The sequence below is a fragment of the Synechococcus sp. R60.1 genome (genome assembly GCF_047461835.1).
In the GTDB taxonomy this organism is placed as follows: domain Bacteria; phylum Cyanobacteriota; class Cyanobacteriia; order Thermostichales; family Thermostichaceae; genus Thermostichus.
In genome coordinates this window covers 1-13852 of record NZ_JANSIA010000085.1, presented here as the reverse complement: position 1 = coordinate 13852, position 13852 = coordinate 1, and the positions used below count along the sequence as shown (strand labels likewise).

15 protein-coding genes are annotated in these 13852 nt (G+C 59.0%); 7 read left to right on the top strand and 8 right to left on the bottom strand.

Going from position 1 to position 13852, the window contains the following annotated elements; genetic code table 11:
• Nucleotides 1-238: 238 nt before the first annotated feature.
• On the bottom strand, nt 239-892 hold the full coding sequence (locus tag NW834_RS11285) for a DUF3386 domain-containing protein (protein WP_011431766.1): 654 nt from the start codon (nt 890-892) through the stop codon (nt 239-241).
• Nucleotides 893-1237: 345 nt separating this feature from the next.
• On the opposite strand from NW834_RS11285, the gene murA reads away from it, so the two are divergent.
• The 3 genes from murA (at nt 1238) to sixA (ending at nt 5614) form a co-directional block, all read left to right on the top strand.
• Nucleotides 1238-2560, top strand: a complete 1323-nt coding sequence (gene murA, locus NW834_RS11280; protein WP_202943714.1) for a UDP-N-acetylglucosamine 1-carboxyvinyltransferase — start codon at nt 1238-1240, stop codon at nt 2558-2560.
• A gap of 193 nt (nt 2561-2753) precedes the next feature.
• A complete protein-coding gene (locus tag NW834_RS11275; protein WP_414418487.1) occupies nt 2754-4889 on the top strand; it encodes a transglycosylase SLT domain-containing protein in 2136 nt (711 codons plus the stop codon).
• Between the two features lie 137 nt (nt 4890-5026).
• Nucleotides 5027-5614, top strand: a complete 588-nt coding sequence (gene sixA, locus NW834_RS11270) for a phosphohistidine phosphatase SixA (protein ID WP_414418488.1) — start codon at nt 5027-5029, stop codon at nt 5612-5614.
• Nucleotides 5615-5682: 68 nt separating this feature from the next.
• On the opposite strand, the gene NW834_RS11265 is transcribed toward sixA, so the two are convergent.
• Nucleotides 5683-5976, bottom strand: a complete 294-nt coding sequence (locus NW834_RS11265) for a DUF3082 domain-containing protein (RefSeq protein ID WP_414375373.1) — start codon at nt 5974-5976, stop codon at nt 5683-5685.
• An 84-nt stretch (nt 5977-6060) separates the two neighbouring features.
• Here NW834_RS11265 and NW834_RS11260 point away from each other — a divergent pair, with 84 nt between their 5' ends.
• A complete protein-coding gene (locus NW834_RS11260) occupies nt 6061-6753 on the top strand; it encodes a J domain-containing protein (RefSeq protein ID WP_414375371.1) in 693 nt (230 codons plus the stop codon).
• Here the strand turns inward: NW834_RS11260 and NW834_RS11255 are convergent.
• The 3 genes from NW834_RS11255 to NW834_RS11245 all read right to left on the bottom strand — a co-directional run bounded on the left by NW834_RS11255 (nt 6745) and on the right by NW834_RS11245 (nt 9539).
• The gene (locus NW834_RS11255) at nt 6745-7614 is read right to left on the bottom strand and encodes an SDH family Clp fold serine proteinase (RefSeq protein WP_414350282.1); all 870 of its coding nucleotides are present in this window, start codon (nt 7612-7614) and stop codon (nt 6745-6747) included. The two genes, NW834_RS11260 and NW834_RS11255, sit on opposite strands and share 9 nt — an antisense overlap.
• Nucleotides 7615-7684: 70 nt before the next feature.
• Entirely contained in the window at nt 7685-8566 is an 882-nt protein-coding gene (locus NW834_RS11250; RefSeq protein ID WP_414418491.1) for a hypothetical protein, read from the bottom strand.
• Between the two features lies 1 nt (nt 8567).
• Complete coding sequence (locus tag NW834_RS11245; RefSeq protein WP_011431774.1) at nt 8568-9539, bottom strand: fatty acid desaturase; 972 nt, start codon at nt 9537-9539, stop codon at nt 8568-8570.
• A gap of 357 nt (nt 9540-9896) precedes the next feature.
• Here NW834_RS11245 and psaK point away from each other — a divergent pair, with 357 nt between their 5' ends.
• Together psaK and NW834_RS11235 are read left to right on the top strand one after the other, a co-directional pair.
• Nucleotides 9897-10142, top strand: coding sequence for a photosystem I reaction center subunit PsaK (psaK, locus tag NW834_RS11240; RefSeq protein ID WP_414418489.1), 246 nt, complete (start codon nt 9897-9899; stop codon nt 10140-10142).
• A 121-nt stretch (nt 10143-10263) separates the two neighbouring features.
• Nucleotides 10264-10401: a photosystem II reaction center protein K gene (locus tag NW834_RS11235; RefSeq protein WP_414332566.1), complete on the top strand. Its 138-nt coding sequence runs from the start codon at nt 10264-10266 to the stop codon at nt 10399-10401.
• Nucleotides 10402-10584: 183 nt separating this feature from the next.
• On the opposite strand, the gene NW834_RS11230 is transcribed toward NW834_RS11235, so the two are convergent.
• Nucleotides 10585-11124, bottom strand: a complete 540-nt coding sequence (locus NW834_RS11230; protein WP_414332564.1) for a DUF3611 family protein — start codon at nt 11122-11124, stop codon at nt 10585-10587.
• A 75-nt stretch (nt 11125-11199) separates the two neighbouring features.
• On the bottom strand, nt 11200-11544 hold the full coding sequence (locus NW834_RS11225; protein ID WP_414418490.1) for a DUF4168 domain-containing protein: 345 nt from the start codon (nt 11542-11544) through the stop codon (nt 11200-11202).
• A 388-nt stretch (nt 11545-11932) separates the two neighbouring features.
• On the opposite strand from NW834_RS11225, the gene bchI reads away from it, so the two are divergent.
• The gene (gene bchI, locus NW834_RS11220) at nt 11933-12991 is read left to right on the top strand and encodes a magnesium chelatase ATPase subunit I (protein WP_414350299.1); all 1059 of its coding nucleotides are present in this window, start codon (nt 11933-11935) and stop codon (nt 12989-12991) included.
• A 39-nt stretch (nt 12992-13030) separates the two neighbouring features.
• Here the strand turns inward: bchI and NW834_RS11215 are convergent, their stop codons facing one another.
• Nucleotides 13031-13729 carry a cofactor assembly of complex C subunit B gene (locus tag NW834_RS11215; protein ID WP_414355440.1) on the bottom strand — a complete coding sequence of 233 codons (699 nt, stop codon included), beginning with the start codon at nt 13727-13729 and terminating at the stop codon, nt 13031-13033.
• Between the last annotated feature and the right edge of the window lie 123 nt (nt 13730-13852).

Genomic DNA, 13852 nt, shown 5'->3' with positions numbered 1-13852 from the left:
GTTTGGAAACAAACAGAATGCTATCGCTGCATAGTTGAACAGTGATGTTCAGCAGTGTTCAGCGTAAATGTATCAGGATCGTTCTGCAACAAAGCTTGAAAGCCTACAGATCGGCTTTCCCGTTATCGAGAAAGGCTTGGCCGCCAAGAAGGGCGTGAACTCAGCCTCCCGGTAGCTGCCCAACAGTGACGAACGGGAGAGCTGGCCCCCTACCCTGCTGGGGTCAATGCCGGGTCGCTCACGCCCCAGTGTCCAGCAAGGTCAAGTTGCTGAAGGTGAAGCGCTTCTCCACAGGGCCGGTTTCCGTCTCCGTCTGGATACGCCGCTCCGAGAGGATGTAATACTTGCCCACTTTTGTGTACAGATCCTCGAATTGGCTGCGCCCGCCTTTTTGCTCGCCCGTTTGGGGATCGTGATAGACGGAATCGTAGCGGTGGGAAAGATAGCCTTCGCCGGTATCGTGGCTGCTGAAGGTGTGGATGGTAACCACCACTCCGTGGATATGCCGGTGCACCATGGTAACCTGGTTATCGCGCACGTGGTAGCGATCCCCTTCGGCTTTGCCCCCCACCAGGATCTCCACTGTGCCATCGGGCAGGGTTTGGCCGTAACGGAAGGTGTTGTTCCCATGGGTCTCGTCGAAGCTGCGGCGCACCCGGTGAATGGCAATCTCCCAAAGTTGGTTGTGAATGGCTTTTCGAGCTTCCTCATCCTCTACGCCGGTAACAGTGGCCTTTAGGTCTGCTCCCACTCGCACCTGCCCAACGAATGTGCGCTCCCCATCCCAATAGGTGACCTCGGCGCTGTAGCCCGGGAAAGCGGGATCCCAGGTGTAGCGGTTTTCATAGGCGGCCCGAAACAACTCTTGGGCAGAGACTTGAGTGGCAATCATCGGCTGTCTCCTTCCTGTTTTCCTTGCAAGCACTTCCCCTGAGCATCCATCATACCGCCCCCTGCTGTTGGGCTGCCCCCCAGTTGCCTTCGCTGAGAACCTGCATCTGGTGAACTGGCCTAGCCGCTCCCCTGTCCGCTGCTGCAGGATAGAAGCACAGCCATGGGAACTTCTTCCTCACACCCAATTTGGCTTGCGAGTTTAGCCGCTGCTGTGATCCCCAGAGTATTCTCTGAGAAGGGTTCGCCTATTTTTTGTGGGTGAGGAGGGAGATTGAAAGGTTTTGACAATCGCGTCAGCGGGGCGGATCCCCTAGAGCCTGGCCTGACGCCGCCCCAGACCGGCATGGCAACCGCGCCAGAGATGATGGGGCCAGTGCTGAAAATCATTGGCAAGCAGACCCTGAGTGGCCACATCCCTATTGGCGGGGCAAAAAACTCTGCCTTGGCGCTGATGGCCGGGGCCATCTTGGCTCCTGAGGCTTGTCGAATTCACAATGTGCCCCGTCTGCTGGACATTGAACGCATGGGACAGATCCTGGCCACGCTGGGAGTTAAGGTTTCCCATGTTGGCAATACCCTGGACCTGGATGCCAGCTCCCTCAAAACCTCTCAAGCCCCTTATGAATTGGTCAGCCAGTTGCGGGCCAGCTTTTTCATCATAGGGCCTCTGTTGGCGCGGCTGGGGGTGGCCAGAGTTCCCCTGCCCGGTGGCTGTGCGATCGGGTCTCGTCCTGTGGATCTGCATGTGCGGGGTCTACAAGCCTTGGGGGCGACGGTACAAATCGAGCATGGGGTGGTTCATGCCTATGCCCGTAAACTGTTGGGAACCCGTATTTACCTGGACTATCCCAGCGTCGGTGCCACCGAGACCTTGATGATGGCCGCTACGCTGGCGGATGGAGAAACGGTGATCGAGAACGCCGCCCAAGAGCCGGAGGTGGCGGATCTGGCCCGCTTTTGTCAAGCCATGGGGGCCCGCATTCGCGGTGTCGGCACCAATACGGTTGTGGTGGTAGGGGTGCCCCGCTTGCATGGAACAGAGTACACGGTCATTCCCGACCGCATCGAGGCCAGCACCTATCTCATTGCCGGGGCCATTACCCGCTCTCACCTCACGGTTGGCCCTGTCATTCCCGATCATCTGCGGGCGGTGATCGCCAAGTTGCAAGCCATGGGTCTGCGGGTGGAAGAAGAGGGCCCAAACCGGCTGCGCATTGCCCCGGCTCAACTGAGCTCAGGCTGGCTGTGTCAAGCAACTGATATTCAAACGCTGCCCTATCCCGGTTTCCCCACCGATGTGCAGGCGCCGATCATGGCCTTGGCCGCCTTGAGCGAGGGCAGTTGCACCATTGAGGAGACGGTGTTTGAAAACCGCATGCACCACATTCCCGAGCTGAATCGCATGGGAGCCGATATTCGCCTGAAGAACCGAGTGGCCCTGATCCGAGGGGTGCCGTCCCTTTCCGGCGCTCCGGTGGTGGCTACCGACCTGCGGGCGGGTGCGGCCCTGGTGCTGGCCGGCCTGGCGGCTGAAGGCTGCTCCACAATCCACGGATTGCACTACATCGACCGTGGCTATGAAGCCATTGATGAAAAGCTGCGCAGTGTCGGGGCCAAGGTGTACCGCAGTGAAAGCCCGACAGGGATCCCGCAATTGGGGAAATGAGCTGTTTCACTGCTGTCTGAAATTTGAAGATTTGAGGAAAGAACTGCTCCTCTCCCTGCTTATCGTCTGGCCCCAATGCTCGGTGACCGCTTGCCAGGTGAGCTTTCCAGCCGTTTCGCAAGTATCGAGTTGTCTGGTGACTCAACGCAGTCAGGTTGAGTATCGTAGGTCAGAGGTGGTGGGGAGGTAAAGCATGGGGATCCTGACAAGCAGCCAACGACGCTGGACAAGATGGGCTGCCGGTGTGCTGGCAGCGGGAGCAGCTCTGGGTGGGGCCGTCTGGGGCTTCTACACCTCATCCTGGGCAGAAACCGAGGAGGTGGCCTCTGCACCAGAAGACAGGGATCCGACGCAACTGCCTCAAACTTCCACAATGGCCTTTCTGCGGGCCTACGCAGCGCTGCAAGCCGGCCAAGCGCAATCTGCCTTGAAGCATTTGCAGGGGCTGGAAGAGAGCCTGCCGGTTCTGAGGGAAGAGATTTGGAAGCTCAGGGCCCAAGCCTATGAACAGTTGCAGGACAAGGAAACAGCCCAAGGGATCTGGTGGCCCCAGATTTTGCAGGAATATCCCCACAGCCCTGTCGCTGCCTATGCCCTCTGGGGGATGGGCCAGGTGGATCGGCTGCGGCAGCAATTTCCCACCCATCCGCTGACCGGACGTGCCCTCAAGCATTTGCTGGAGCTGGATCCCGACCGCTATGACCTGCTGCGGGATTTGGCCCAACATCACCCGCAAACCCCTGGGCTAACGCCGTTGCTGGATCGCTGGCGGCAGGCTCAGGAGGGATCCCTCACGGCTTCCGACTGGCAGATCCTCGCCGATGCCTACTGGGAGCAACGGGAGTACGGCAAAGCTGCCCGGGCCTATGGGCGTGCCCCCGCCACCTCTCAGAACCTCTACCGCTGGGGTCGCAGCCACCAGATCTCGCGGGAGTTTCCTCAGGCCAGAGCGGCTTACCAAGCGCTGCTGGCACAGTTCCCCGATGGGCCAGAGGCTTCCCTCACCCGTCGCCGTTTGGCGGAACTGAGCGACCTGCCGACGGCAATTGAACTCCTCCGACAGGTGGGATCCGGCTCAGATAAAGAAGCTCCAGAGGCGTTGCTCAGCCTCAGCCAGCTCTATGATCGCAACGCCAGCCCCCAATCGGCCCAAGCCACCCGGCAAGCCCTTTGGGATCGCTTTCCGGCCAGCGAAGCTGCGGCCAACGCCGCCTGGACGGTGGCCTGGAGCCAAGCGCAAGCAGGCAATCTCAGCCAAGCCATCGCCCTAGCTCAACAGATTGGATCCGCCCAGCGGGACACGGAAATGGGGGCACAACTGCTCTACTGGGCGGGCAAATGGCGGGAACAGCAGGGGGATGTCGCTGCGGCTCGGCAGACCTATCGGCAGGTGCTGCGGCAGTTTCCCCACACCTACTACGGCTGGCGGTCGGCAGTGCAACTGGGCTGGCCGGTGGGGGATTTCTACAGCGGGCGCAAAAGGGTTGAGGTGGATTTTCAGCCGGTGCGCCAACCGTTGCCAGGGGTCTCTGCAGTTACGCAAACCCTGCATCTGATGGGAGCCAGCCAACTGGCCTGGGAACGCTGGCAGGGCGAAACTCCCGTGCAGCGGGATCCCCGCCAGATGAGCGTTGCCGAGCGCTTTGTCACGGGCATTTTGCGCAACAGCGCCGGAGATCACCTGCGGGGCATTAACCAGGTGGCTGCTTTGCGCTTCAGCGAAGAGCCGGATCCCTTGCTGGAGACGTTGAGGCAGCGCCAAGATTTCTGGCAGGCCATCTATCCGCTGCACTACTATGCCGGCCCAGACAATTCCTGGAGCGGGGATCCCTACGCCCAACCCGGCTTGGCCCGCTGGTCGCGGCAATTTAACCTCAATCCTTTGATGGTGGCGGCTTTGATCCGGCAGGAATCCCGCTTTGAGCCAGAGATCGTCTCGGCCTCGGGGGCTTTGGGCTTGATGCAGGTGATGCCCGCTACTGGCCGCTGGATTGCCCAGCAGATCGGCCTGGCCCAGTACAGCCTCACCAACCCCGCCGACAATCTCTACCTGGGATCCTGGTACTTCGACTACACCCACCGCACTTACCAAGACAACACCTTGCTGGCCCTGGCCAGCTACAATGGTGGCCCCGGCAACGTGGCCAGATGGCTGAACCGCTTTGGCTTCGGGGATCCGGACGTGTTTGTGGAGCAGATCCCCTTCCCCGAAACCCGGGGCTATGTGAAGTCCGTGTTTGGCAACTACTGGAACTACTGGCAGCTCTACACCCAGGAGGGGCGCACTCTGGTCAGCCAGCGACTGCATAACCCCTCGTCTTCTTCATGACTTCCGGTTTTGTCGCGGGAGTGCTGCCGTAGAGGGAGTGGGCTTTTTTCCCACAGTATTCTGGGAGAGTTACAGTTATTCCAAGATTTGGCAGTCAAGATTTGACAGTGCCGTTCGCGCTGACAGGACGGGGTTCTATGGTCTCTGGGTTTGAACAACAGGAGGGCGTTTGCGTTAGCAGCGCGGAGCACCATCAGGGGGCGGCAGAAAAGCAGACTGCCCGACAGGAATTGGCCGTGGATTTTATTCGCCATGGCATAGCCGAGGAACCCCGGCCAGAAGTCGAGGATGCCTTTCGGGCCCTTACAGACGAAGGTCGCAAGCGTTGCCGCAAGGTTGCCCGCCAGCTCAAGAACATGGGCTGGAGGTGGGATTTCCTGCTCACCAGTCCCTTGGTGAGGGCTCGACAGACCGCTGAGATCTTTTTGGACGAGAACCTGGCCGAAGCTGTGGAGGTGTTTGAGCCGCTGGCTCCGGGGGGCAGTTTTGCTGACCTGGTGCGCTGGCAAGCAGAGCGGGAACCTCTGGCGTCTTTGGCTCTGGTCGGTCACCAGCCGGATCTGAGCCTGTGGGTGCAAACGGCCATTGGGCTGAACCCGGCCCATGCCGACGCGATCACCCTCAAAAAAGCGGGCCTAGCCCAAGTGCGCTTTGCCGAAGGCCGGATTGACTACCGCCAGGGATCCCTGACTTTGTTGCTCTCCCCCAAGGTGGTGCTGCGCTGAGAAGAAGCTGGCTCATCATGATAAACGCCCAACGAGTCGGCCAGAGGTTGTGCCTACAGCCCCCAGCTTCAGCGCCGAGAGGAGGTCAGCCGCTCGCCCAGCAATTGCACACAATAGGCCGCCAGCCCCAACCCCACCATGGCAAACATGAAGGCAATCAGGGAAACGGAACCGACCAGCAGGTAGCGCACCAGAATGCTGATTCCGCGGGCCAACGATCCAATCTCCACCTCAATTGGCGGCAACTTGGCCAACATCGAGAGCAGCAGTTGAAAGAACCCGTAGCCCAAACTGACGGCGATGGCGGCCCCCAAGAGGGCACTGAAAGGGTTGGGGGATCCCTGGGGCGAGGCGGAAGACATGGGGCAGCACCGGAAAACTCACCTTTATTCTAGGCTGCAGGTACAATGTGGAAGTTTCTTTTCTTTCCGGCAAGCCTAGGGGTTATGGAGAGCGGATCGGGAGTGGGATCCCACTACGAAGTTTTGGGCGTTTCCGTGGCGGCGACGGCGGAGGAGATCAAGTCTGCCTACCGTCGTTTGGTCAAGTATCACCATCCCGATAGCCTGCTGGCCAAAAAAGATCGGGCCACCGCTGAGCGCATCCGCCAGATCAACGCTGCCTACGCGGTGCTCAAGGATCCCCAATCTCGCCGCGAATACGATCGGCAACTGCACTCCAGCCGCACCTCACCCCGCCCCCAGCCGACGGGATCCCCCCGTGAAACCGTCAGCCACGAAGCCATCGCCCGTGCAGCCTGGATCCGACAGGTCTACACCCCTCTAAACCGAGTGTTGGGGCCCTTGTTGTCTTCCCTAAAGCCTCAGTTGAATGCTTTGGCGGCGGATCCCTTTGATCCCGACCTGTTGGAGTCCTTCGCCACCTATTTGGAAGAGTGTAGCCAGAAACTGGCCCAAGCTCAGCAGATCTTTCGGCGCCTTCCCAATCCCAGCAGCTTGGGGGGAGTGGCCTCTCGCCTCTACTACGCCCTCAACCACTTAGAAGATGCCCTAGAGGAGCTGCAGTATTTCCCGCTGAACTGCGACGATCGCCACCTGCACACCGGACAAGAGCTGTTTCGCCGGGCAAGAGGGCTGCGCCTGGAAGCCATGGAAGCTTACGCCAAGAGTTCACCCTAGGCCAGAGCGGGATCCCCCCCTGGGCAGAGAGGGGCGAGGATCATAGGGGATAGGGATGTACTGCACGGAAGGGCGGCCCATGGTGGCCTGTGGGTACAAGTCCATCAGGGCATAGATTTGGGGTGGCAACTCAGTAGAAATGGGCAGGCCCAACCTTTGGGCTTCTTCGGCAGTGATCGGGTAGTCGTGGGTAACTTGTCCACTGGTTAGGTACTGGATGAGGGGCTCGATGCGTTCGGGGGCAATTTTGCGCTTGGGCACATCGTCCTTCAGGAGATCCCGCACGAAGTTCTGTACCTGTTGCATCGCTTTGCGGGCCAGATCTGCCAGGATCAAGGTTTGGTCATCGATTTCGGCAATGGGTTTATCCGCCACCACCTGCAGAATACTGGCGGCAGCATACCCCCCCAACTGTGGATCCACCGGCCCCAGGACTGCATTGGCATCCATGACGATTTCATCGGCGGCCAGGGCCAGCATCGTCCCCCCCGACATGGCGTAGTGGGGCACAAACACTGTCACTTTGGCCGGATGGCGGATCAAGGCGCGGGCAATTTGCTCCGTAGCCAGCACCAGGCCACCGGGGGTATGCAAAATCAAATCAATCGGGGTATTGGGTGGAGTGAGGCGAATCGCCCGCAATACCTGCTCGGAGTCCTCGATGCTGATGTAGCGGGAAACCGGGATCCCCAAAAAACTGATCGACTCCTGGCGGTGAATGAGCAGAATCACCCGGCTGCCCCGCTTTTGCTCCAACTCCCGAATGGCCATCAAGCGCCGGAACTCTTGGGCACGACGGTTCAGCAGAGGTTGCAAAGAGCTGAAGATCAGGAAAATCCAGAACAGGCTGCCCCAGTCCACTTTCGCACCTCAAGTGGGATCCCTTTGCTTCCAGGATAGGGGATAGCAAACCTTTGGTGATCTCTGGGCCTCACGAGTTGGGTTCAGACGCCGCAAAAAAGCGATCCAAAGCCTGCAGCAAATCCGGTACGGAAGCTTGGTCAATCCAAGATCGAATATAAGCCTGTTGCTCCGCCAAGTTTTCAATGCGGCCCAACTTTTGCATGGCCAAGTAGCGGGTTTCTGCCTCGGCGCGATTGGTTTGCAAGTCCAGCCGCTGCTCCGGGGTCAGCGGATACTCCGTTTGGGCCAGCAGGTAATCCGCCACCATCATGAACAGCAGAGGCCCCGCCAATTCCACCTGAGGCTCGGCTTCTGGCTCAGAATCAGCAACAGCGAGATCTTGGAGATCTTGAAAAAGATCCTGACCCAGTTGCAGCAGCTCCTCTGCTGAAGCCGCCTGCAGCACCGTCTCGGCAGTGGCCCGGAGCGGCTCTGGGGAAACCCTGTGGTGAGTGGCCAATTCCGCCAGGGCCTGTTCCCATTGATCCCGTTGGGCTTGCACCACAGCCCGCTCTTCTGGAGAAAAGTCCAACCGCTCCAGCACCACCTGCAGAGCCACAGCCCCCACCAACAGGGGGGGGAAGCGCAGCACTGTAGAGGCGGATCCCGCCTGCTCCAAAAAGGCTTCCAAATCCGGGCCAGATCCCCTGTCCAGCAAGTCCTGCAAGTAGGCCAGCACCTCTTGGGGCGAGGTCAACCTGAGGATCCCTCGCACCTGTGCCCGCAAGTCTGCGGGGATCCCAAGGAGCTGCACCTGGACTTCGGCCCGCGCCTGTGCTTCTGCAATCAACTCCGGCAAATCTGCCGTTGCCCGACCGGCCTGCAGCAAAACCTGGCTAGAGTCCTGCAACAGGCTGGCCGCTTCCACAAACAGCAGCACCTGCGGGACTTGCAGCGTTGGCCAAACCATGCTAGCCAAGCTGTGGATCCGCAGGGGATCCCTCCGATTCTGGATTGGCTGGCGCAGCGGGGTGAGCTGAAGTGGGCTTGTGCCAGTGCAGACCGATCAGAGCATCGTACAAAAAGCCCCAAAACTCTCCCTTCTCCCAGATCCCCAGCGTTTGCTGGCAGTTGCGCGCGTCCAGCTCAGGTTTGGCTGCCCAGTAGGCTGCTTGGTATTTGTACCAGGGAACAGAAGGCCAGAGATGGTGGATCAGGTGATAGTTTTGCCCCAACAGCAGAATGTTGGTCAGCCATCCGGGATAGACGCGGGCATTGTACCACCGCTCTTGGGATTGAAAAGGGCGATGGGGCAGGTAGTCAAAAAACAAGCCCAGCAAGAACCCCATGATAAAGGCAGGGGGTAGCCAATAGTTCATGATGTAGTCGGTGTAGCCGAAGTAGCTGGCCAGACCAAAGGTCAGGATAACCACCAGCCGACTCAAGCCCCACTCCAGCAGATCCCAGCGACCTTTCCGCCAGAGCTGCCGCTTAAAGAAAAACACCTCATGGTAGAAAAACCGCGGCGCGATCAGCCACAGCGGCCCCCCTGTCGAGACGTAGTGATCGGGATCGTCTTCAGGATGGTTGACGTGGGCGTGGTGCTGCATGTGTACCCGCTTAAAGACGGGATAGACAAAACCCTGCAACAGGGCAGAGCCGTGTCCGAGTGCCTCGTTCAGAAAGCGGTTGCGGTGGGCCGAGCCATGGGAAGCATCGTGAATCACCGTGCCCAGAACATAGAGGGCCACAAAATTGAGCCAGAACACCATCCATTTGGGCCAGTGCCAAAAGGCGTACCCGCCAAAGCAAGAGGCCGAAAGCACCACCGCAGCCAAAAACATCAGCAAGGTGGGATTCCAAAATTCCGAGGGTGGCCCCAACAGCTCACGAGGCAATGCGAAAGGTTTTTGGGCTGGTTCAGCAGTAGCAGCAACAGTCATCGGCAGCCATCCTTAGGTGCGCACAGTGCAGACAGAGAGGATGGGTCGAGGCAGCGCGTCCCAGTCATCACACCGAAAAGAGATCGAAGAGATAAGTTTGTTAACTTTCGTTAGTATACGGCAGAGACCTGCCCAGCTTCTCAGCCCAAGCCTTATTTTCCTCACAACCCCAGCCATGGGGGCACCTTCCTCTCCTGGCCAAGGATTCCTGAAGGATCCCGACAACGGCAAACTGCCCCTGAAGCCGGAGAAAAGCCGTAGTGTGAGGTTTTGTTGCAATTCATGTGCAGATTGCGAGGGGATCCCAGCAGGAGGGGTAATCTAAGGGTCGGTTAACCTGAGCTGAGGATGGAAACCATGATGCCTGTTGTTGCGCTGTTGGCTCTGACCGCTCAAACCAGCCCCTGGTCCCCCCTGAACGCCGTGATCATTCTGCTCTGCACAGGGCTGGCTTACTTGAGCTTCAAATTCTCCTCTGGAGTGGCCTCAGAGACTGGGCCGGTACTGGGAATGACCTGGCCAGAAGTCATCGGGGTTGCCAGCTTTGGCCATTTGTTGGGAGTGGGGGTCGTTTTGGGCCTCTCTAACATTGGCGTTCTCTAGGTCGCCACTTCCTTTACATTTCTTGAACTTAGTCCGGATCCCTGCTGGATGATGTTAAGCTCTATTTTAATTCTGAAAGAAGCAGTTTCTTCAGCCGCATTTTCCCCTGAGGTTTGTTGCTATGTCAGCGATGGTGCTCCTGGCCAGTTTGCCGGAAGGCTATGAATTGTTTGACCCGCTGATCGACATTTTGCCGATCATCCCTGTTCTGTTTTTCCTGCTGGCCTTTGTCTGGCAAGCGGCAGTGGGCTTCAAGTGAAGCCATCGCTCCTGCTGAGGTCTTGTCCGGAGGAAACTCAGGCAGGGCCGAGGTGCTTCCCCCCAGCTCCTTTCCCAGGTTGGGGGGTTTGTTGCTATACCCCGGCAAAAGCGACAAGCCGTCTTGTCACTGGTCAAAAACGTAAATGCCAATGACTCCCAAAACTGGGCCAGGGATCCGGCGCTAGGGTTCGCGGTCGAGGACACCGGTAATCCAGAGAACCCCTGCCAAGCAGACGAAGTGGGCAAACGTCACGTTGATGTTGGCGGCCAGCAGCAGCACTCCTGTCACCTGGTTGGCCTGGGTGCGGGAAAACATGCGCGCCAACAGCTCGCCCACTTGGGCTTCCATACCAATCAGAGCGAGGAAGGCCCCAATGAGGCTGACATAGGTGACCAACTGCAACTGCTTGGGCAAATCCAATTGGCTTAGGGCATCAGCAGAAGCTGAGCGGCGCTCCGCGTGGAGCAAGTAGCGCCAGTTGAAAAATAGACCGGCTGCCAGGGTGAGCAATGTAAACAAGGTGAACCAGAAGGCGATGACAGCCCCCAGCGAGTCATCTCGATAGACGGTATTTTGGCCGATTAAAAAGCCAAACCACAGCAGCAGCGCCGTCGCCCCCAAGATTGCCTGGAACCAAAACCCAAAGCGACGAGTCATGCGCAAACGAGACTTCATCCGCTCGATAGCCGCCCGTACTGACGGCGACATGGGCTCGTTCATCTTTTTCCCCCGCTCGCCTGGATGAACACCAACGTTCGCTTCCAGCCTATCTTCATTCTCCGGCCCCAGTCACTTTTATCGGACTGGCGGTCGGGGATCCTCGCTTTGCAGGCGGAGAATTTCGGCCTCAATGCGCTGTTGCAAAGCTTTGCCCTCTTCGGAGCGGATCAAGAGTGTAATGCGGTTGTAGTCGGGCACAGTCATGCCGTGGCGAGTGATGATCTCGGTCGCGGTGCGGATGAATTCTCGCCGGATTTGATCTTTGCTGGCTGGGTCGTTTGTGGCTTGGGAGCGCTTTTGGGCCTCTTGCCGGTGGGGCTCCATCTCCAAGACGATACGGGCGTACATTGTTACCTGCTCATCGCTCAACACCACAGAGGTGGTGGGGGTTTGAGCCACGGCCAGAGAGACAGTGAGCACAGGGATCCAAGTGCAAACCCAGATCAAACCCACCAGCCCTTTTTGGACCACGCTTTGGATTGGAAATGCCGTCCACCGTCTCCGACTTGCTTTGCCTGACACCGCTGATGTCTCCCCACCCGCCAACTGTTGCTCAGGTTGCCTAGGGTTTTTGTGAGCTTTCGGCCCCACGCCGGTTCAACACTCTGATGAACCCCGCGGGCTTCGATCCTATCTGCTTCTCTCTGTGAAAGCCCAGGGCGTCGTCCACGCTGACAACTGAGCTTGCTTTTCCATTTGACCGAAAACTGGTCTTTAGGTTCCAGTTCCAGTCCCTTTCCAGCCTATCTGACACCCAGAAGGGAGTGGCCTCTGGGATAATGGGGATGAATTGTTGGTTATTGCCCCTATGCATTTGGAACGTCGCCCGGTTTTCCCGTTTACGGCCATCGTCGGCCAAGAGGAGATGAAATTGGCCTTGCTCCTCAACGTGATCGACCCGCGCATTGGCGGGGTGCTGATCATGGGGGATCGCGGCACGGGCAAGTCCACCACCATTCGCGCTTTGGCCGACCTGCTGCCCCGGATCGAGGTGGTGAAAGGGGATCCCTTCAACAGCCACCCGCGGCAGCGGGACTTGATGAGCGATCAAGTGTGGGAGCGCCTGCAGGCGGGAGAAACGCTGGAAAGCACTTGGATCCAGGTGCCGATGGTGGATCTGCCCTTGGGGGCAACGGAAGACCGGGTGTGTGGCACTCTCGACATTGAGCGGGCCTTAGCTCAGGGGGTGAAGGCTTTTGAGCCGGGGCTGTTGGCCAAGGCCAATCGAGGCATCCTTTACGTGGATGAAGTCAATTTGCTGGATGACCACTTGGTGGATGTGTTGCTGGACGCGGCGGCCTCAGGCTGGAACACCGTGGAACGGGAAGGCATTTCCATTCGTCATCCGGCTCGGTTTGTGCTGGTGGGATCCGGCAACCCGGAAGAGGGGGAATTGCGGCCTCAACTGCTGGATCGCTTTGGCATGTTTGTCCAGATCGAAACGGTGCGAGATGCTGCCCTGCGGGTGCGGATCGTGGAGGAGCGCAGCCAGTTCGACGCCGATCCCCAGGCTTTTTTGGCCAAGTATGCCGATTCCCAGCAGCGCCTGCGGGAGCGCATCGAAAAAGCCCAACATCTTTTGCCCAACGTGGCAGTGGATCCCGATTTGCGCTTGAAGATCTCCGGAGTATGTGCGGCTTTGGAGGTGGATGGACTGCGCGGAGACATTGTCACCAACCGGGCTGCCAAGGCCCTGGCGGCTTTGGAAGGGCGCAGTGAGGTCACCGTCGCCGATATCCGTCGGGTGATCAGCCTGTGTTTGCGTCACCGCCTGCGCAAGGATCCCTTGGAAACCATCGACTCCGGCTACAAGGTGGAAAAAGCCTTCAGCGAAGTGTTCCAGGTGAGCCTAGAGAGCGCCGCCTAGCCCTCACCCCCCAGCCCCTCTCCCAGGGGGAGTGTGCCCTCACCCCCCAGCCCCTCTCCCAGGGGGAGAGGGGAGTAGGGTGGCTGCTAGCTTGTCGGCAATGGCGGCAATCCAGGTTTGCTCCTGCCGGCTGAAGCTGCGTGGGGTATCGCTCCCCAAAATCAAGCACCCTCGCTGGCCGATGGGCTGGCACAGCACGGCTTGGGATCCGGGGGGCAACAGGCCATCGAACTCGGCGCGGGCCGGGAACAGCTTGAGATCCACCAAATACACGGGCCGCCCCGTCTGCAAGACCCGCTGTAAAACGCTCTTGGGCTGAATGGAGGGCATCTGGCCGGGGGTGGCTAGGATCCCCCGTTGCAGGAGGGTTCGCCCACCCACCCAGATCACCACGGTGCGGGCGGCGGTGGTGCTGAGCAGGGTATGGGAGGCCCAAGCCAGCTCCAGTTTCTCGCTTTCGGAAAGATCGGGATGCCAATCACAGCCGGGGATCCCTTGCAGGGGGGCCGTTTGGGGCGGAAGAGGCTGGATCTGCTGCCACAGCAGGCCGGTCAAGATCAAAACGGCGCTGAGGAGGATCCCCAAGGCATCTGAACGGGACTGGCTGGTAAGCAATTCCGGCGTAAAGGCCAGTCGATTAATAACCAAAAGGACGCTGCCCAAAAGGCCGGTCACCAGAGGCAGCCGCCTCACCCAGCGATTGGGATCCCTGGGGGCTGGAGTGGGTTCAACCGTCAAGGCAGGCTAGGCATAACCTAGAGGAAGTAACGGGAGAGAAGGGAGAAGCTGATACATTTACGCTGAACACTGCTGAACATCACTGTTCAACTATGCAGCGATAGCATTCTGTTTGTTTCCAAA

What these genes read in the sequence shown, in the direction of transcription:
- NW834_RS11285 (WP_011431766.1), bottom strand. Translation starts at nt 892, where the DNA reads ATGATTGCCACTCAAGTCTCTGCCCAAGAGTTGTTTCGGGCCGCCTAT.
- murA (WP_202943714.1), top strand. Translation starts at nt 1,238, where the DNA reads ATGGCAACCGCGCCAGAGATGATGGGGCCAGTGCTGAAAATCATTGGC.
- NW834_RS11275 (WP_414418487.1), top strand. Translation starts at nt 2,754, where the DNA reads ATGGGGATCCTGACAAGCAGCCAACGACGCTGGACAAGATGGGCTGCC.
- sixA (WP_414418488.1), top strand. Translation starts at nt 5,027, where the DNA reads ATGGTCTCTGGGTTTGAACAACAGGAGGGCGTTTGCGTTAGCAGCGCG.
- NW834_RS11265 (WP_414375373.1), bottom strand. Translation starts at nt 5,976, where the DNA reads ATGTCTTCCGCCTCGCCCCAGGGATCCCCCAACCCTTTCAGTGCCCTC.
- NW834_RS11260 (WP_414375371.1), top strand. Translation starts at nt 6,061, where the DNA reads ATGGAGAGCGGATCGGGAGTGGGATCCCACTACGAAGTTTTGGGCGTT.
- NW834_RS11250 (WP_414418491.1), bottom strand. Translation starts at nt 8,566, where the DNA reads ATGGTTTGGCCAACGCTGCAAGTCCCGCAGGTGCTGCTGTTTGTGGAA.
- NW834_RS11245 (WP_011431774.1), bottom strand. Translation starts at nt 9,539, where the DNA reads ATGACTGTTGCTGCTACTGCTGAACCAGCCCAAAAACCTTTCGCATTG.
- psaK (WP_414418489.1), top strand. Translation starts at nt 9,897, where the DNA reads ATGATGCCTGTTGTTGCGCTGTTGGCTCTGACCGCTCAAACCAGCCCC.
- NW834_RS11235 (WP_414332566.1), top strand. Translation starts at nt 10,264, where the DNA reads ATGTCAGCGATGGTGCTCCTGGCCAGTTTGCCGGAAGGCTATGAATTG.
- NW834_RS11230 (WP_414332564.1), bottom strand. Translation starts at nt 11,124, where the DNA reads ATGAACGAGCCCATGTCGCCGTCAGTACGGGCGGCTATCGAGCGGATG.
- bchI (WP_414350299.1), top strand. Translation starts at nt 11,933, where the DNA reads ATGCATTTGGAACGTCGCCCGGTTTTCCCGTTTACGGCCATCGTCGGC.